Below are 17,923 nucleotides of genomic sequence, written 5' to 3' on the forward strand. Positions count from 1 at the left end.
GAGGCAGGACCAATGCCCTGCCTCTGAATACACTTGGCTAAAACATCACCTATGCTTTGAGATCATCCATTGTCGCGCTGATGCTTTCGCGCAGGATGGCTTCGATCGAGGCGATATTGTCTGCGTCCAAGATCAGGGTTGGCGACAAGATCAGGCTGTTGCCAAGCGCACGTGCAATCAACCCGCGATCTTGGGCGTGTTTGGCGACTTTTCCACCCACATTATCGTCTGCGTCAAACTCAGTTTTTGTCGCTTTGTCTTTGATAAACTCGAGGCCCATCATAAAGTGGCTTCCGCGTACATCGCCTACGATATCAAGGTCCCCCAATCCACGTAGCGCATTTTCAAAAATCTTGCCCGTGACCTGAACCTGCCCCGGAATATCTTCGCGCTCGAGTATTTCGATATTGGCCAACCCGGCCGCCGCAGCCGCAGGGTGCCCGGAATAGGTCATCCCATGCAGGAACATCGCACCCGGTTCTGAAATCACATCATAGATTTCATCGCTGATGATGGTCGCAGACAAAGGTTGGTACCCCGAGGTTAAGCCCTTGGCAGTGTTGATGATATCAGGCTGCATGCCAAACACATCTTCTGACGCAAACATAGCCCCCAATCGCCCAAATGCCGTGACCACTTCGTCCGCGATGTATTTAATGTCATTGGCCGCTGTAATTTCACGCATCCGCTTGTGATAGCCATCAGGTGCAACCAAAACACCCCCGGCCCCCATAATAGGTTCGGCAATAAAACAGGCGATATTCTCGGCCCCGATGTCGTGAATCGCCTTTTCCATGTCTTCGACCAACACATCAAGGAACTCTGCGTCGCTCATCCCCGGCTCCGCCTGGTGATAGGCGCAGGGTTCCATCAGGTGATACACCAATCCATCGGCGGCCGTGTCCCACTCTTCGGAATATCCCGGTGTCGTCATCGCCATCGCCAGATGGGTTGAGCCGTGATAGGCGCCCATGCGCGACAGGATCTTTTTCTTATTCGGCCGCCCCAAGCGGTTGTTATAATGGTGTAACATGCGGATGGCACTGTCGTTGGCCACGGATCCCGAGTTGCCGAAATAGACCCGGTTCAGGTTCCCAGGTGCGAGTGAGGCAAGCTTGTCCGCAAGTGCAGCGGCGGCTGGATGGGTAAAGTTGTAGAACGTCGAATAGTAGTCAAGCGTGTTGAGCTGCTCCGTTATGGCGTCAATGATTTCCCGACGGCCATGTCCAACATTCACACACCACAACCCCCCAATCCCATCGATCAGCTTGTTGCCTTCGCTGTCCGTTACATGGATCCCTTCGGCCCCCACAATTGCAGTGCGGGCGTCGTTCTGTTTCAAGGCATCCAGATTGGCAAAAGACTGAATCAGATGCGCATCTTTGGTCAGGATATCGTCTGTGGTTTTCAACGGATGGGTCACGGTTTTTCTTTCAACCTCGATTCAGGAAAGACAAAAATTCCCGGCCCACCGCCTAAGGGGCGGTGGTGCACAACACCATTTGGCAGGCCGGGACTGGGGAGTTACTTTTTCAGATTGGTCCAGATCGTGTCGTAGACTTCTTGCACCGCCTGATCACAGGCCATCACAAATTGTCCGGGTTGATCACTGGGCGGGTTCAGTTCTGGCGCTGTCTTGACCTCGTCCGTTAGGAACTGATCCACACCCTCGATACCAGCGGTATACTGCGCATAATTGGTGATCGCCGCGATGTTTTCCGGCTCTAGCAGGAAATTCATGAATTTGATCGCATTGTCCCGGTTGGGTGCATCTTTCAGCAACACAACATTATCCATCCAGACCACGAACCCTTCTTTCGGAAAGGCATATTCGATGTTTGCCCCCTCGGATCGTGCCTTGGCGGAAAATCCATTGTAGATCATGCCCGCAGAAGCATCACCCGAAACCAACACATCCTTGGCAATGTCAGAGCCAAAGCTTGCCCAGTCTCCTTTGACGCCTTGCAACAGTGCATTCAACGCCTTCAACTGCTCCCGATCCGTGGTGCATTGCGGAATGCCCAAATGCATCGAGGCCAAAGCAAGCACTTCACCCTGACTGTCCAATACGTTGATCTTGCCTTTGAGTTCCGCTGGCGGATCAAAGATGATCGAGGTTGTGTTGATGTCACCGCTATACGCATCCCGGTTCACAGAAAACCCCGTAGATCCCCACTGATACGGGATCGAGGATTTGCGCCCTGGATCAAAGCTGACATCAGCCCACTGAGGTTGGATATTCCCGAAATTGCTTAGCTCTGTGTGTTCGAACGTGTCCAACATCCCTTCGCCAGCCATAATCTCAACCATGTAATCACCCGGAACAGCAACATCATAGCTGCCCAGTTTCCCCGCCTTAAGCGATGCCAACATGGCCTCGTTGCTGTCGTAGGTATCCATGGTGACTTCGACGCCGTGTTCGGCGGCAAATTTGTCCAATACTTCTTGCGGGATATATTCGAACCAATGGTACACTGACAGCTTGCCTTCGGCCTCTGCAGCGCCGCTTGCCAAGGTCAGCGCCAAAGCCGAGACACCAAGTTTGAATGCGTTTTTCATTGTGGGCTTCCTCTGTTGGATTATTGTTTTTGACCCTTCCGCCCAACCAGCCAGGACAGGGTGACAAACAGCACCGAGACCAGCAAAAGCAGAGTGGAAATAGCCATGATATTGGGCTTAATGCCCTGTTTGACCGATCCGAAGATCGCAGTGGGCAGGGTTTCAATCCCCGCTCCTTTGACGAAATTGGTAATGATGAAATCATCCAGCGAGATGATGAAAGCGAGCAGAAAGCCCGAGATGATCCCCGGCGCCATCAGCGGCAGCAGGATCAGGCGAAACGCCTGCCATTTGCTCGCATACAGATCCTGAGCAGCCTGTTCGTAGACATCTTCGATGCTTTGCATTCGTGCCGCAATCGGCAGGTAGGCAAACGGAATGCAGAACACGATATGCGCGACCAGGATGGTCAGATAGCCAGCTGTAAAACCGATCGCCGAGAAAAAGATCAAAGAGGCCACCGCCGTCACGATTTCGGGCACCATCAGCGGCATGTTGACCAAGACAAAGCTTAGGGATTTCCCCCGAAATCGTCCCGCCCGCAGCAAAGCCGTGGCCGCAGAGGTCGCGATGGCAGTGGACACCACTGCCGCACTCACTGCGATCACAATCGAGTTCAGCGCCGCCACCTTGAATTTTTCAGCTTCAGGCCCCCAAAACACGTCCCCGTACCACCGCAAGGACAAGCCGCCCCAGATCGTGATCGAGTTGCTGTCGTTAAAGGAATACACCATCACCACGATCAGCGGCGCATAAAGCATGAACAGGCAGGCCCAAGTGATGGCCTGAAAGCCTGTGAAGCGGCGCAAGTCAACTTTACGGGTCATCGGCTTGCCTCCTCTTTGGATTGGGCGCGGGCATAAAGCGTGAGCACCACCATCACCATCGACAAGAGGATCATCGAAATAGCCGCGCCAAATGGCCAGTTACCTGCGTTCCCTTTGAACTGTTCTTCGATCAGCGAACCGATCATGAAGTTCTTGGCCCCACCCAACAGGTCCGGTGCCAAAAAGGCACCAAGGCTGGGCACGAAAACCAGAATGCACCCTGCAATGATGCCCGGCTTGACGATAGGCAGGATAATCAAGCGCAATGTCACCCACTTGCTTGCGTAAAGATCCGCTGCGGCTTCGGAAAAGGCAAAGTTATAGCGCTCGACGCTGGCATAAATCGGCAAGACCATGAACGGCAGATAGGAATAGAACAGACCCAATTGCACGGCAAAGTTGGTGTTGATGATATGCAGCGGTGAGTCGACCAATCCAGTCCACAACAAGAATTCGTTCAACGGACCATTGTCACGGATCAGGAACTTCATCGAAATGGTGCGGATCAACAAATTCACCCAATAGGGGATCGTAATCAGAAACAACCAGATCTGCCGATTGGATCCGCTACGTGTCGCGATAAACCATGCCGTCGGGAATCCGATGAATAGGCAGAACACAGTTGCAAGGGCCGCCTGCCAGATCGACCGCCAGAATATGTTGATATAGGTCCATTCGATTTTGGGTGGTTCATCCCCGAACAGGCCGCGATCAAAAAAGAACTGATCATAGGCCGCCAGCGAAAACTCCCAAATTACGCCACCGCGAAACTCTTTGGTCAGAAAGGAATAGATCAGCATCAGACCGACGGGCAACACCAAGAAAAACCCGATGATGGCCCATGCAGGTAAGATAAGTCGCGGGCCCAACCCCTCGTACATGTCGGACCCTTTGCCGCCGCTGGAAATGCCCCCGCCAGCCATCAGTCAACCAACAGACGCGCTGCGGCTGCCTCCATCCCAAGTCCAACACGATCACCGCGTTCTGGGATATGCGTATCGGCGGAATTCTGAACCCGGACCGTCATCACCTCGCTATCATCAAGCGTCACCTCGACATGCATGTCTGTACCTAGATAGATCCGTCGGGTCACAACGCCCGACAGCACCGCACCGTCAACCGGGACAATCGCCATGCGTTCTGGGCGCACTGAAAGATGTCCGGCCCCCTCATGTGATCCGTCGGCAGCCGGACAGGTAAACGTGCCCCCGCCGGGCAAAATACAGGTCGCCTGTCCCTCCCCAAGCCCCGTAACCGTCACATCCAACAGATTGGTTTCCCCAATGAAATCCGCCACGAATTTGTTGTTCGGTTCTTCATAAATATCGCGTGTTGAACCCACTTGTTGCACCTGCCCCCCAGCAATGACCGCGATGCGATCCGACATGGTCAGGGCTTCTTCTTGATCGTGCGTAACAAAAATAAAGGTGATCCCGGTTTCTTGTTGGATCTGTTGTAATTCCAAGCGCACAGCTTGGCGCAATTTAAGATCCAACGCTGACAGAGGCTCATCCAGCAACAGCACTTTGGGGTTTGGGGCCAAGGCCCGTGCAAGCGCGACCCGCTGTTGCTGCCCTCCTGACATTTGCGATGGCAACCGGTCCGCAAAGGCGCTCAACTGCACCAGTTCCAGAACCTCGCCTGCCCGCTTGCGCGCCTCTGGTTCGCTCTGCCCCAGCATCTGCAAACCAAACATCACATTACCCGTGACATCCATGTGCGGGAAAAGCGCATATTGCTGAAAGACCGTGTTCACCGGTCGCTTGTTCGGCGGCAAATCTGCGATGTCTTCACCAAAGAGCTTGATTGCCCCTTGGGTCAGGGTTTCAAACCCTGCAATAGTGCGCAGCAAAGTGGTTTTACCGCAGCCCGACGGACCCAGAAGGGTAAAAAACTCGTTATCGCGAATCCGCAATGAGACGTCTCGTAACGCGGTGAACGAGCCGTATTTCTTGGTCGCGTCCTGAATATCAACGGCAATTGGTGTCTCTGATGTCACGCGGTTTCCGCTCCCTAATGGATACCCCTTGGCTCTTACCCTTGATGCTAGTTTTGTCAGATGAAGGGGTATATACCCCCAAAGGGGTATGAAGGGGCAACACCATGGACGGTTCAGAAATCTACCTTGGCAAAGCAATCCAGAGCCTTGGTACAGAAACCTTTTCCGAAGCTCTCAAGGTTTGGCTAAGCAAGTGCATCGATTTCGACAACATCGCCACGCTAGCCTATTTTCAGGACCGCCCGCCCATCGCGTTGATGTATGATGCGTTTTCACCCATTGCGCAGATGAGCCTTGAAAAGACCTATTTAACAGGGGCGTATCTGTTGGATCCGTTCCATGATCTACATACCCGAAAAGCGCCCGCTGGGCTCTATCAGCTCAAAGATATCGCACCGGACCATTTCATGAGAAACCGCTATTTCCGGGATTATTATCAGAACACCGGCATGATTGATGAACTGGTGTTTACCGCTTACCCGGCCAAAGGAGTGTCGGTGCATGTCTGTTTGGGGCGCGACCAAAAATCAGGCAACAGATTTGCCCAACGCGCTACTCGCAATGCGGCAAGAATCGCACCCGTCGTCACTGCACTTGCGGAATCGCACTGGACCGACCTGAACACCACCGGGCAATATAATGAACAGGATCTGATCACGAAACTCATCCAATCCGCGCAACAGATGTACAACATCAAACTGAGCCCTCGTCAGGCCCAAGTTGCGATATTGATCCTGCGGGGTCATTCTTCGGTGTCGATTGGACTGCGATTAGAGGTCAGCGCACAAACCGTCAAAGTGTTTCGAAAACAGCTCTATAAGAAGTGTGAAATCTCTTCTCAGGTCGAATTGTTTTCACTGTTCTTGCCTCTCTTGGGATCAACCAATTGATCGAAAACAATCTATCATAAGACGTGAGGGCAATTCCTTTTCGACAGGACAGGATCGTGAGATTGATCTATCCGTTTTAGGAACGTCCGAAATTGAACTGGAGCACCTCGCCCATGAAATCTGCATACTATGAAAAGAACGGTCCAGCCGCAGATGTCCTGATTGTCGGAGACCGAGCGCGCCCCGAACCTGCGGCGGGTGAAGTGCTGGTTCAGGTACATCGCTCTGGCGTTAACCCCTCTGACGTCAAAACACGCGCCGCGCGGCCTTTGGCTGGTGAGTATGTCATCCCTCAGAGTGACGGCGCCGGGGTCATCGCTGCGGTTGGGGCCGGCGTATCAGACGAACGCGTTGGTCTAAGGGTCTGGCTGTGGAACGGACAATGGCAACGGGCGGATGGAACAGCGGCCGAATATATCGCGCTGCCCTCAGAGCAGGCAGTCGAATTGCCTGAAAACGCCAGCTTTGACGAAGGGGCCTGTGCTGGCATTCCTTTGCTCACAGCGATTCAGGCCGTCGAATTTGCCAAGGCCTGCGATGCCAAAACAATCCTCGTGACCGGTGCCGGGAATGCGGTTGGCCATTATGCGACCCAACTGGCCGTACGCAATGGTATGACCGTTATCGGAACGGCTTCGCCACGCCGCGCGGATCTGGTGCGAGAGGCCGGTGCCGCAACCGTTGTTGATTACCGCGCCGACGGGTTCACGGACACCATCCTTGCCGCCAATAACGGCAAAGGTGTCGATGCGATCATCGACATGGATTTTTCGTCCTCAGTCAGCCTGTTGCGCGCCGGTGTCCTTGCCCCGCACGGAACACTGATTTGCTACGGTTCAAACGATATGAACGATATCGCGGCCCCGTTTCGTGAATTGTTGTATATGTCACTGAAGATGAACTTTTTCCTCGTGTATGAGCTGACCCCGGCGCAACGAGCAGCGGCGCTCGCCATCGCAACTGAAGTTCTGGCATCGGGGACGTTGCAAACCAAAATCGACAGCCACTTTACGCTCGCCCAAATCGCGACCGCCCATGAAAAGGTGGAAACCGGAACAGCGATTGGCAACGTGCTGCTCGACATCGCCTAACGTTTCTTTTCCGGCGCGGGGCGCGGGTTCCGTGCCCCCGGAATTAAAACTGAAACGCCATCTGAAATGCAGATTTTTGCCCCGCAAGGTGGTGAAACGCGGTGTTGGTCTCGGCCTCTGCTTTCAGCACCACCTGTGCAGCTGCGCGCGCATCTTCGCCTGCATCATGGTGCTTAAACTCCAAACCCAGCACCTGTTTCAGGTTGCCTAGCCCATGACCGCCATTGCCTTTCAATTCGGGCCAGGCTGCGCGGGCAATGGTCACGCTGTTTGCCCAAACCAGAGAGGGGCGTGGTATCCCCTGGGATTTGCATGCGGCATCAATTGCTTTTTCATCAAACCGACTGTGTTGCACCAAGGGGTGACGCGACAGTAGCGGCAATAGATCGACCCATACTTCGGCAAAGGTCGGCGCGTTTTTGACGGTATCTGGCCCAATTCCGTGTAGTTGGATATTGAATGGGGCAAACGACATCAAGGGGTTCACATAAGTCGCCCATGTTTGAATGTCCCCATCGGATCCGACGCAAGCGATACCAATTTGGCAGATGCTTGCGCTGTCCCCACACGATGTTTCAACATCCAGCGCAATAAAGCGAAAATCATCCCTGGGTAGCGAAGTTAACAAAACTGAACTCGAAGGTGGGCCACTTGGGACAGACCGGTTGAGAAAGTAGTTGGGGTAGTGCGTCCCACGTTGTGGTTCCTGTTAATGACTTATGACATCGCGTTTCAGCGATGAGGATATACCCCCCTTCACAAACCTACAAAGGGAAACGGTTTCGGTTGAGCACGAAGCTGCCCCGCCCCAAACGCGCTCAACGCCAGCATCACAGCCGCAGTGGCAAGACACAGCGACAGACCCCCAATCTGATAACTCAACCCGGAGAGAACCGTCCCCAACAAGCGCCCTGCAGCATTGGCCATATAGTAAAAACCCACGTCCATCGTCACACGGTCATCTTGGGTAAACGCAAGGATCAAATAGGAATGAAGGGCCGAATTGACCGCAAAAACCGCCCCGAAAACCAACAATCCAATGACCAGCGTCCACGTCAGCCAGGCAACAGGCGTACCAGCAAGCCACACAAGCGCCGCAAGACCACCGGGAATGACACACAGAGCAGCCACCCACGTGCGCGCGTCCTTCACCAGATCCGCTTCGGACCGATGCGCGGCACGCAACACGCGCGGTGCAAAGGCTTGGACAGCACCGTACAGGATGATCCAAAGCGCCATGAAGCTGCCGATCAAAAAGAAGGTTTGGCGATTACCCGCTTCGGTCCCGTCCGAAAGCACCGCGTAGAAATAAACCGGGATGCCAACCACAAACCAAACATCCCGCGCGCCAAACAGAAAGACACGCGCAAAGCTCAGCCAGTTGATATTGCGGTTCTTGGACCAGACATCGGTGAATTTTGCGTCCTTACGCCCCTTGGGCAAGCCATCAGGCATACGCAACAGAACCGCCACCAAGATAACAGCAAGAACCGCTGCCATAACTAGAACCGACGGCACAAATCCAAATGTCCCCAGCAAAGCCGCCCCTAACAGAAAGCCAAGGCCCTTTACTGCATTCTTGGACCCGGTAAGCAGGGCCACCCAGCGGAACAGCCCGTCACCTTCGGTCGGGGCTAACAGCTTCACCGCGGATTTAGAACTCATCTTGGCAAGATCTTTTGCTACCCCGGACACGCCTTGAACCAACATGACATAGACCACGGACACAGTGATCGACCAAGCTGGGTCAAGCCCTGCCAACGCAACCAGCGCTAGCACTTGCAAGGTTAAACCGGCATAAAGTGTTCGGGTCAGACCAAACCGCGCGGCGACCCACCCAGCGGACAGGTTGGTGACGATGCCTGCAATCTCGTAGAATACAAACAGATAGGCCAGCTGAACCGGCGAAAACCCAAGCGTGTGAAAGTGCAACAGCACCAACATCCGCAAGGCCCCGTCAGTCAGCATAAAGGCCCAATACGCAGCTGTGACTGCGCCATAAGCTGCCATTCCCGAACCGTCGCGTGTCACAGGGAGGCGCCTACCATCAGGGCTACGTCAACAAGACGATGCGCATATCCCCACTCGTTGTCATACCACGCAAAGATTTTGACCTGCGTACCATTCACCACCATCGTGGATGGGGCATCAATGATCGAACTGCGCGGATCGTTTGTGTAATCGGTAGAAACCAAGGGGCGCGTTTCATATCCCAAAATGCCCGCCAGCGCCCCTTCAGAGGCGGTCTTGAACAGGGCGTTGACCTCTTCAACTGTGGTCTCACGTTCAACTTCGAATACACAATCTGTTAGTGATGCATTCAACAGGGGCACGCGCACCGCATGGCCATTCAGTTTGCCGGTCAACTCTGGATAGATCAACGTAATTGCGGTAGCACTGCCCGTTGTTGTTGGGATAAGTGAGTTCAACGCCGAACGAGCACGCCGCAGATCCTTGGCCGGGCGATCCACGATGGTTTGCGTGTTGGTTACATCGTGAATGGTGGTCATCGACCCGTGCTTGATGCCTAGCCCCTCGTGAATGACTTTCACCACCGGGGCCAGACAGTTTGTTGTACAGCTTGCCGCTGTCACAATCTGGTGCTGGGCTGGATCATAGATTTCATCATTCACACCAACAACGATGTTTGCGGTGTCTCCATCTTTGACCGGAGCCGAGACCACAACTTTCTTCACACCCGCCGCAAAATAGGGGGCCAGCTTGGCTTCGGTTTTGAACACGCCGGTGCAATCAATGACCACATCCACACCATCCAAAGGCAGCTCTGACAAGATTGATGTTTTGGTCACAGGGATACGGACGTCATCAATCGTTATGCTATCGGCAGTATGCGAAAACGCAGCAGGCCAACGCCCGTGAACCGTGTCAAATTCCAGAAGATGCGCATGCATTTCAGGATCTCCAACCGCATCATTAATGAACGCGATCTTTGCACCACGTTCCAAAAGCGGGCGCAGGGCCAATTTGCCCATACGGCCTAATCCATTGATCGCATAAGTTGTCATCTTAAATATCCTTGATCGTGCTGATGTTATCGACATTGGCCTGCAACGCTGCGCGGTCCAAAGTTGTGAAAGGAAGGGCAACAAAAGCCAGGATACGGTTGCGCAATTGCCCGTACGCCTGCTGGAACGCCAGCCGTTTTTCGGCGTCGGTTCCTGTTGCGGAAACCGGGTCTGCCACACCCCAATGCGCACTGATCGGCTGACCATACCACGCCGCACATTCTTCGTTTGCGGCCTGATCACAAACCGTGAATACAAAGTCCATGACCGGCGCGTCTGGTGTTTGAAATTCCGCCGTATTCTTGGAGCGCATCCCTGAAGTATCATGTCCTTTGGTCGACAGCATTTCGACGGCATAGGGGTTCATTTCGGACTTTGGCTGCATCCCAGCCGAATACACATTGAACCGATCACCTGCTTCGGTGCGCAAAATGGCCTCGGCGAAAATCGACCGGGCGGAATTTCCGCTACACAGAAACAGCACATTGCGTTTTGGTGTGTCTACCTGCGCGCCATCCGCTTGCGATGGTATTGATGATGGCGGGCACAATTCCGGGCGCCCTTTGCAACAATCGCGCATCAAATAGTCTGTCACTTCTGCGACCGCATCGACAGCGGCCTGATATCGAACCGATGTCCCCTGCCGGGATTGCACAACCAGCTCAACCTTTTTCAGTGCCGCAAGGTACACCGACAGCGTGCTGGATTTGATCCCCAACGCCGCAGCGATTTCCCCGGCGGGCACCGCATCAGGATACCGGCGCACCAGCAAACGAAACACAGCAATCCGCTGTGGGTGGCCAAGAGTTGTGAGGCGATCAAGAATCATATTTTCCATATTTCATGAATTATGGAAATACTATCAATCAGTCAATCCATTTGTAGCAGCGAACCAGTCTGGCCACTTGGGGTCTAACACTCTAAACGATGTCCAAGATATCCGGAGAGGTCACATGCAAAAAATCGCCCTGCCCGAACGACCAGATTGGCGTACACACGCCCAAGAGGTTGGGTTTACCTTCGCCGATATGCATGGTGCGCCCTATTGGGATGAAACATCGGCCTATGCCTTTTCGCTAGAGCAGATTGAAAACGATCTCGAAGATCCAGCAACCGAACTCCACGCAATGTGCCGCGAGGCGGTGGCCAATATCCTACAAAGCGAAGAACTGTTGGACCGCTTCGCAATCCCGCAAGCGCATCGTGATCTGGTGGCCGAAAGCTGGCGTCGTGGAGACCCTGAAATCTATGGGCGATTTGACTTCGCCTATGATGGCAAAGGACCTGCAAAGCTGTTGGAATACAATGCCGACACGCCAACCTCGCTCTATGAAAGTGCCGCGTTCCAATGGCAATGGCTCGAAGATCAGCTGGCGGCTGGCGTCCTGCCCCAAGGCAGTGATCAGTTCAACGGAATCCACGAGGCCCTAGTTGCTCGGTTTCGCGAAACATTCGAACCGGACAGCGATCTGCATTTCACCGCCGTCAGCGGCTCTCCCGAAGACTACGGCACCGTCGAAGCCATGGGCTGGGCCGCACGCGAAGCCGGTCTGGGGGCGCATTATTGCGACATCGACAAAATCGCGATCAGCGACGAAGGGCAATTTCTGGATGATCAGGATCGCGTCATGGGGGTGCTGTTCAAGCTCTATCCATGGGAAGATCTGTTTCAGGACGACTATGCCGATCACATAGCCAAATCCGGGTGCTTGTTTTTGGAACCGGCGTGGAAATCGCTGTTGTCGAACAAGGCGATCCTGCCCGTTCTATGGGACATGTTCGAAGGGCACCCAAACCTTTTGCCCGCCTTCTTTGAACAAGACATTGTCGATGCTCTCACAGCCCAATCCGCCGCAGCCCCTCATGTTGCCAAGGCATTTGAACGCGCTGAATCAGATCTGATATTGGGCCATGTCAGCAAACCGATCCTGTCACGCGAAGGGGCCTCGGTTTCGATCTTCAAAAACAATGAGATTATCGAACAGGCGAAGAATACCGAATACGCACAACATCCACGCATCATTCAGGCCTATCATCCCTTACCCCGCTTTGACGGATTTCGCCCAATTATCGGGGCCTGGGTCGTGGGCAAGGATTGTGTCGGTATTGGTATTCGCGAAGACACATCGCGCATCACGCAGGATTTATCCCGCTTTAAACCGCACTATATTACCGCTTAACTGAACGCCACCGTACACGCGCCCGACCAAGAGACAGGATTGTCATGACCAAACGTTCCAACCGTGTCGCCATCGCCATTATTGGCGCCACTGCCTTTACGCTCGCAGGGTGTCGCGACGAACAGGTAGATGCCCAAGCTTTTCCGGATTTAGCATCCTGCACCAATCAGGCAACACAAGGCGGGATGTTCACGGCCCAAGATTGTGAAACCGCGATATCCGACGCCAACGCTTTGCATGTCGAAGCCGCGCCGAGGTACGACAGCCAGGCCGTGTGCGAAGAGCAGCATGGCGTTGGCGCGTGTGGATCAGAAGCCGAAGCCAGCCAAGGTGGGTCTGGTAGCATTTTCATGCCCCTCATGGCCGGATACCTTATTGGCAATATGCTGGGCGGTGGACGGCAGGGCATGTCTGCCAGCCAACCGCTCTATAAAACGGCGGATGGGAAATTCACCAACGCAGCCCGCTCCAGCACCTTTTCTGGCAACCGCGGCGCAACCAAGATGTCCACTTCGCAGTTCACACGCCCGGCCACAACCGTGGGCAAGACGCCCATGTCCCGCGCCACGGCCAGTTCTCGGGGCGGTTTCGGGAAAAGTGCTGGCAGAGGAAGTTTTGGAGGATAAGCATTCTGGACGGGTCGGATCTCTTGGCCGTCCATAGCCTCGGCGCTTTGTCACGCTAGACAGCCGCCGCCAAACCATGCTCAATACCTAACCTCGGGCCAAGCCGTCCAACCAATTGGAGACAGACGTGCAGAATGCGATCTGGAATACGGGATTTCTTGAACGGATTGCGACTGGTGATCCCGCTGCTGTTGAGATCTTCGTCCAACCGGGTTTTTCTGATTTTGAATTGTCTGCGATCATCCAAGTCCTTCAAACGGCCAATGATGTTTGCAACGTGGATCGGTTTTCCTGGCATGTCACCTCCGATCAACCCGGCCTGATCACCAGCAGCTCAGAACTTTTGGTTCGCGCAGAACCCACAATTGGCGATGAATACCTCAAAGATTGTTTGATCGTCGTCGGGGGGCAAGGTGTCTCTGCCTCTGGCTGGATCAATCGCGTTCGCGCGATGCAACGGCTGAAACGCCCGGCGATCCTACTGTCGGACGCCGCAACGAAATACATCAAAACCTCGGCCACGTTGTCAGGACCAGTCACCACACATTGGCGCGACATCGGAATTCTGCACGAAACCGGTGATTACCCAACGCTTACAAATCATCTGGTCGAAAACAACAATGGCATTCTCACCTGTGCAGGCCAAAGCCACACACAAGAAACCGTCATTGGCCTTCTGTCTGCAATCCTTAATCCACAAGACTGCGCTGAATTGAGTAACACTCTGATTTTAGAAAATGTTCGGGGATTTCAACGCGATCAGCCCGCTGGTCTAAGCAAGAGCCCCAATTTCTTTGAAAAGCGCCTGCAAAATGCAATCGCCTTGATGGAAGGCAATGTTGAAACACCACTTCGGATCGCGTTTTTAGCCGGGGAAATTGGTGTGTCCACCCGCCAACTGGAGCGATTGTTCATGTTCTATCTGGGGAAATCCCCGGCGAAATTCTACAAACACATTCGCCTGAAACATGCGCAGGCCCTGATCGTCGACACCCAAATGCCGTTGATTGATGTGGCTCTGGCAAGCGGGTTTTCGACGTCCTCATCGCTGGCAAATTCGTATCGGCAGGAATTCGGGACCACCCCTAACAAAGCAAGAAACCGCAAGAATTAAGGCACGCGGGTGCTCGTGTTGCTATCGATAAACACGATGGTTACGTAATCCCCAATCCGTAAAAAGATCAGCCAGAATAGTCTGAAATTGCGCCTCTGCCATCTGGGGTGAAATCCGCGCGCCATCAACATCACCAAACACGCTGACCTTATCCCCCACCTGAACACTTGCGATGTTCGTAACATCCGCAACAATCGCATTCATAGAGATCTTGCCCACCACCGGGGCCAAAGCGTTTCCAATCGAAACCGCACATTTACCATGGGCGATCCTTCTAAACCCATTCTCATAGCCGATCGAAATACAGGCGAGCCGACGATCCTGATCAAGATGGCTTGCTCTGTCATACCCAACGCTCGACCCTTTTGGGTACTCTTGCAAGCTGACCACCCGAGCGCCCAGATCCATTGTACTGCGGAACCCATGCTCAGGCTTCAAAATTCCGTACAGAATTGCGCCACATCGATACATATCCGTGTCAACGTCTACGCCCGAGACAAGCGTCAGCGAACTGCCCGCATGGACAAGCACATCTTTGCGGCTCAAATCGCTGTTCTCAAGAACCCAAGATACCTGCTGCTGAAACAGCTCAGAGCTTTGAGTGAGCTCATGTGGCTCGTTAGATGGGAGATGCGTGCAGATCCCGCCGATATTTTTGCCTAATACACCCAAGATCTGGCGGCATGTATCTTGCCCCGGGCCTGTCGAAACCTCCAGCGCATCGCGCGACATACCCGATGCATTCAGTGAAAGGTGAACGCGGTCCCTATATCGATTTGTGTCCATATAAGCCCGGATCAGCCGGGCCGTTGAAATCGAGGCGACCTGCTCTTCCACGCGATCGCCAAGCGCGCCGTCAATCTCTTGGGGGGTGGCTGTGCGCAAGCGAATAAGTGTACCGCCAAACCTCGCATCCCGCACAGCGCGTGCTTCGGCATTCGAGGTGATCCCGATGCAGGTCACGCCCTGTTCTTGAACCAAGGGAACAACCTGCGAAATACCATGACCATAAGCATCGGCCTTTAACACGGCGCAGAACCGTCGCCCCGCAGGGACCAACCCAAGGGCCAGCTCTAGGTTTTTCGAGATGCGTTCCCGGTGGATTGTACACCAAGACGCCGGACAGATACCCGCGTTTGTCACTGTTACGCGTGCCCCAACAAACCGTAAGTAATGTCGCAAAACAGCGCGGTCACAATGGGCACCAAAGTGTCTGGAAAATCATAATCCGGGTTATGTAGTTGGGGCTGATCCTCGCCCGACCCAATGTAGATCATTGCCCCCTTGGCGCCATCATCGCCGATACGTCCAAAGTCCTCGGACCACCGCATGGGGATGTCCATATCGTGAACCGCAAGCGCCATCTTTTGTGCGCTTTGACGGGCAATCTCTGTCGCGGTTGGGTCATTCACCACAGACCGAAACACATCATGCCAGAGAATTTGAACCGCAAGGCCCGCGGTTCTTTGTTCGACCAGATGCTGCGCATCCGCCATCAGCGTTTCCATACGCTCGTTGGTCATCGATCGCAGTGTAACGCGCAATTCGCCATCCGCTGGGGCGATCCCAAATGTGGGTTCCCCCAACACGGCATGCGTCAGCGTACTCAGCGCAAAATCGTCATCGCCAAGCGCGCCACCGCCAAGCGCAGGTAAGGCGGTCATCAGGTTGGCCATGGCGTTGGCTGGTGAAAATCCGTCTTCGGGCGCGGCAGCGTGCGAACTTTTCCCTTCGAGCAAGATCTGCATGCCACGCGATGCACAGTTTCCCGGCCCCGCGCGCAGACCAATTTCCCCCAAGGGGCGCCCCGGAACATTATGGTAAGCAAAGGCGAAATCTGGACGTATCTCAGGCCAACGCGGGTCTTCGATCACGGCCTTGGCCCCTGCCCCGGTTTCTTCGGCGGGTTGAAACAGCAGGATAACGCGCCCCTTAGCAGGGCGCGTCGCAAGCCGCATCCCGACACCTAACATGGAAACCATGTGGCCATCATGACCACACAAATGCCCTTTGCCTTCGATTTCGGATTTATACAACAGCTCTGAAATTTCGCGGATCGGCAATCCGTCCAATTCACACCGCAACAAAACGGTAGGCCCCTCTGCGGCCCCCTTGAATTCTGCAGCAACACCATGACCACCAAGGTTTAACCACAAACGATCAGCGCCAAGCTTGGTCAATTCCGCAGAGATACACGCGGCCGTCTCTTGCTCTTCGCCTGAAATTTCAGGACGACGGTGCAAGGCATGACGCAGTGCTATGAGGTATGCGACTTGTTCAGAAGAAAGAGCATGCATTTGACCAGTCCTCAAATTTCTTCGACATCGCACCAATCGGCGATGAACATGGCGGTGGCTTTTGTAATACGGCGGATGCTTTCGAGTTCGACACGTTCGTTAAAGCCATGAATGGCTTCGGCGCGGGGACCATAAACCAACGCTGGCGTATCGGCATAAAGTCCAAAGAACCGTGCATCTGTGGTGGCGGTGATCGCTTCGCGCACCAACTCCTGCCCCGTCGCCGCTTGATGTGCGCGGCCTAACATCTCAATGGCAGAAATTGCCCGCTCAGAACTGTCTTGTGACAGAGCGTACCCCTCGGCATGGAAGCCGTGGTAGACGATTTCAGGCAAGGAATTACGCAGGAAATCATTGTCGCGTGCCGCGTCCAAAATCACCTCTTCGATTTCGGCTTTGGCGGCCTCAATCGATTGGCCCGGGAAAATCGCCATTCGCACATCAAAGACGCTCCATGCTGGAACCGAACTGGTCCAGTCGCCCCCCTCGATCTTTCCGACATTCAGATTCAATGCGTGGTCCATATGGGCATAATCATCAGGCCGGTTCTCAGCCGCATTCCAACGATGTTCCATATCGTGCAGGGCCTTGATCAAAGGAAATGCCGCCTCGATCGCGTTCGCACCGCTGCCCGCATAGGCAACGTGGGTGGGGCGTCCCTTCAAATGAACCTGAAACCAGATCACCCCCAATTGCGCCGTCACCAAATGCTCAGAAAAAGGTTCAGGGATCAAAACCGCGTCAGCTTTGTACCCTCGCGCCAAACAGGCCAGCGCCCCATTTCCGGTGCACTCTTCTTCGACCACCGATTGAAAATGGACATCCCCTGCTGGGGCAAACCCGCACGCCCGCAAGGCATCTAGCGCAAATAGGTTCGAGGCCAGTCCCGCCTTCATGTCACCGCCACCACGCCCATACAGCCAACCGCCTTCGACCCGCGGTTCAAACGGAGGGGTGTCCCACATATCAAGCGGCCCTTCGGGGACCACGTCAATGTGCCCATTCAAAATCAAAGACCGGCCTTTCTGTGTGTTCGACCTGTGTGTCCCGACGACATTCACCGCATCATCATAAGGGCCAATGACAGGCGAAAACCCCGGTAGGTTCTCAATCTCTGCAACATCAATCTGCCAGCGATCAATTTCATATCCGCGTACTGACAATTCATCTGCCATAAAGTTTTGCGCCGACTGCTCATTCCCGCGCGTCGATGGATGTGAGGTGAGTTCAGACAAAAACGCAATTTGGCGGTCAAACCCAGCATCAACAGCGTCACACAGGCGGGCTTTCAGATCGTCTTGCATTTGGAACCTT

The 17,923-nt window shown here is 54.2% G+C and carries 17 protein-coding genes; 5 read left to right on the forward strand and 12 right to left on the reverse strand.

Annotated elements, in window-relative coordinates; all coding sequences use genetic code 11:
- Positions 1-49: 49 nt before the first annotated feature.
- The 5 genes from ABWV33_RS17400 to ABWV33_RS17420 form a co-directional block, all read right to left on the reverse strand.
- On the reverse strand, positions 50-1,423 hold the full coding sequence (locus ABWV33_RS17400; RefSeq protein ID WP_353332540.1) for an aminotransferase class III-fold pyridoxal phosphate-dependent enzyme: 1,374 nt from the start codon (positions 1,421-1,423) through the stop codon (positions 50-52).
- A gap of 101 nt (positions 1,424-1,524) precedes the next feature.
- On the reverse strand, positions 1,525-2,559 hold the full coding sequence (locus ABWV33_RS17405) for an extracellular solute-binding protein (protein WP_353332542.1): 1,035 nt from the start codon (positions 2,557-2,559) through the stop codon (positions 1,525-1,527).
- A gap of 20 nt (positions 2,560-2,579) precedes the next feature.
- Positions 2,580-3,386 (reverse strand): ABC transporter permease, encoded by an 807-nt coding sequence (locus ABWV33_RS17410; RefSeq protein WP_353332544.1) that lies wholly within the window; start codon positions 3,384-3,386, stop codon positions 2,580-2,582.
- Positions 3,383-4,309: an ABC transporter permease gene (locus ABWV33_RS17415; protein WP_113822115.1), complete on the reverse strand. Its 927-nt coding sequence runs from the start codon at positions 4,307-4,309 to the stop codon at positions 3,383-3,385. Before ABWV33_RS17415 ends, ABWV33_RS17410 begins: the two co-directional genes overlap by 4 nt.
- Positions 4,309-5,385: an ABC transporter ATP-binding protein gene (locus ABWV33_RS17420; RefSeq protein ID WP_353332546.1), complete on the reverse strand. Its 1,077-nt coding sequence runs from the start codon at positions 5,383-5,385 to the stop codon at positions 4,309-4,311. The genes ABWV33_RS17415 and ABWV33_RS17420 overlap by 1 nt, the downstream gene beginning before the upstream one ends.
- Before the next feature lie 104 nt (positions 5,386-5,489).
- On the opposite strand from ABWV33_RS17420, the gene ABWV33_RS17425 reads away from it, so the two are divergent.
- Together ABWV33_RS17425 and ABWV33_RS17430 are read left to right on the forward strand one after the other, a co-directional pair.
- A complete protein-coding gene (locus ABWV33_RS17425; RefSeq protein ID WP_353332548.1) occupies positions 5,490-6,275 on the forward strand; it encodes a helix-turn-helix transcriptional regulator in 786 nt (261 codons plus the stop codon).
- Positions 6,276-6,388: 113 nt separating this feature from the next.
- Entirely contained in the window at positions 6,389-7,366 is a 978-nt protein-coding gene (locus ABWV33_RS17430) for an NADPH:quinone reductase (protein ID WP_353332550.1), read from the forward strand.
- Between the two features lie 43 nt (positions 7,367-7,409).
- Here ABWV33_RS17430 and ABWV33_RS17435 read toward each other — a convergent pair whose 3' ends face one another.
- From ABWV33_RS17435 to ABWV33_RS17450, 4 genes are all read right to left on the reverse strand, one after another.
- On the reverse strand, positions 7,410-7,994 hold the full coding sequence (locus ABWV33_RS17435) for a 3'-5' exonuclease (protein WP_353332552.1): 585 nt from the start codon (positions 7,992-7,994) through the stop codon (positions 7,410-7,412).
- A 128-nt stretch (positions 7,995-8,122) separates the two neighbouring features.
- Positions 8,123-9,376 (reverse strand): organoarsenical effux MFS transporter ArsJ, encoded by a 1,254-nt coding sequence (gene arsJ, locus ABWV33_RS17440; protein ID WP_353332735.1) that lies wholly within the window; start codon positions 9,374-9,376, stop codon positions 8,123-8,125.
- A gap of 17 nt (positions 9,377-9,393) precedes the next feature.
- Positions 9,394-10,392 carry an ArsJ-associated glyceraldehyde-3-phosphate dehydrogenase gene (locus ABWV33_RS17445; protein ID WP_353332554.1) on the reverse strand — a complete coding sequence of 333 codons (999 nt, stop codon included), beginning with the start codon at positions 10,390-10,392 and terminating at the stop codon, positions 9,394-9,396.
- A gap of 1 nt (position 10,393) precedes the next feature.
- The gene (locus ABWV33_RS17450; protein ID WP_113822109.1) at positions 10,394-11,230 is read right to left on the reverse strand and encodes an arsenate reductase/protein-tyrosine-phosphatase family protein; all 837 of its coding nucleotides are present in this window, start codon (positions 11,228-11,230) and stop codon (positions 10,394-10,396) included.
- A 115-nt stretch (positions 11,231-11,345) separates the two neighbouring features.
- Between ABWV33_RS17450 and ABWV33_RS17455 the strand changes: the two genes are divergently transcribed.
- The 3 genes from ABWV33_RS17455 (at position 11,346) to ABWV33_RS17465 (ending at position 14,312) form a co-directional block, all read left to right on the forward strand.
- Positions 11,346-12,572, forward strand: a complete 1,227-nt coding sequence (locus tag ABWV33_RS17455) for a glutathionylspermidine synthase family protein (protein ID WP_353332556.1) — start codon at positions 11,346-11,348, stop codon at positions 12,570-12,572.
- A 44-nt stretch (positions 12,573-12,616) separates the two neighbouring features.
- Positions 12,617-13,198: a DUF1190 domain-containing protein gene (locus tag ABWV33_RS17460; protein ID WP_353332558.1), complete on the forward strand. Its 582-nt coding sequence runs from the start codon at positions 12,617-12,619 to the stop codon at positions 13,196-13,198.
- 127 nt (positions 13,199-13,325) lie between these two features.
- Positions 13,326-14,312, forward strand: a complete 987-nt coding sequence (locus ABWV33_RS17465) for a GlxA family transcriptional regulator (protein WP_353332560.1) — start codon at positions 13,326-13,328, stop codon at positions 14,310-14,312.
- A gap of 21 nt (positions 14,313-14,333) precedes the next feature.
- On the opposite strand, the gene ABWV33_RS17470 is transcribed toward ABWV33_RS17465, so the two are convergent.
- Genes ABWV33_RS17470 through ABWV33_RS17480 form a run of 3 tightly spaced genes read right to left on the reverse strand, consistent with a single transcriptional unit; the run spans position 14,334 to position 17,913 of the window.
- On the reverse strand, positions 14,334-15,455 hold the full coding sequence (locus ABWV33_RS17470; protein ID WP_353332562.1) for an alanine racemase: 1,122 nt from the start codon (positions 15,453-15,455) through the stop codon (positions 14,334-14,336).
- Between the two features lie 2 nt (positions 15,456-15,457).
- On the reverse strand, positions 15,458-16,609 hold the full coding sequence (locus ABWV33_RS17475; RefSeq protein ID WP_353332564.1) for an amidohydrolase: 1,152 nt from the start codon (positions 16,607-16,609) through the stop codon (positions 15,458-15,460).
- An 11-nt stretch (positions 16,610-16,620) separates the two neighbouring features.
- Positions 16,621-17,913 carry an ArgE/DapE family deacylase gene (locus tag ABWV33_RS17480; protein ID WP_353332566.1) on the reverse strand — a complete coding sequence of 431 codons (1,293 nt, stop codon included), beginning with the start codon at positions 17,911-17,913 and terminating at the stop codon, positions 16,621-16,623.
- Between the last annotated feature and the right edge of the window lie 10 nt (positions 17,914-17,923).

Source organism: Phaeobacter sp. NW0010-22, from assembly GCF_040365955.1.
In the GTDB taxonomy this organism is placed as follows: Bacteria; Pseudomonadota; Alphaproteobacteria; order Rhodobacterales; family Rhodobacteraceae; genus OMPR01.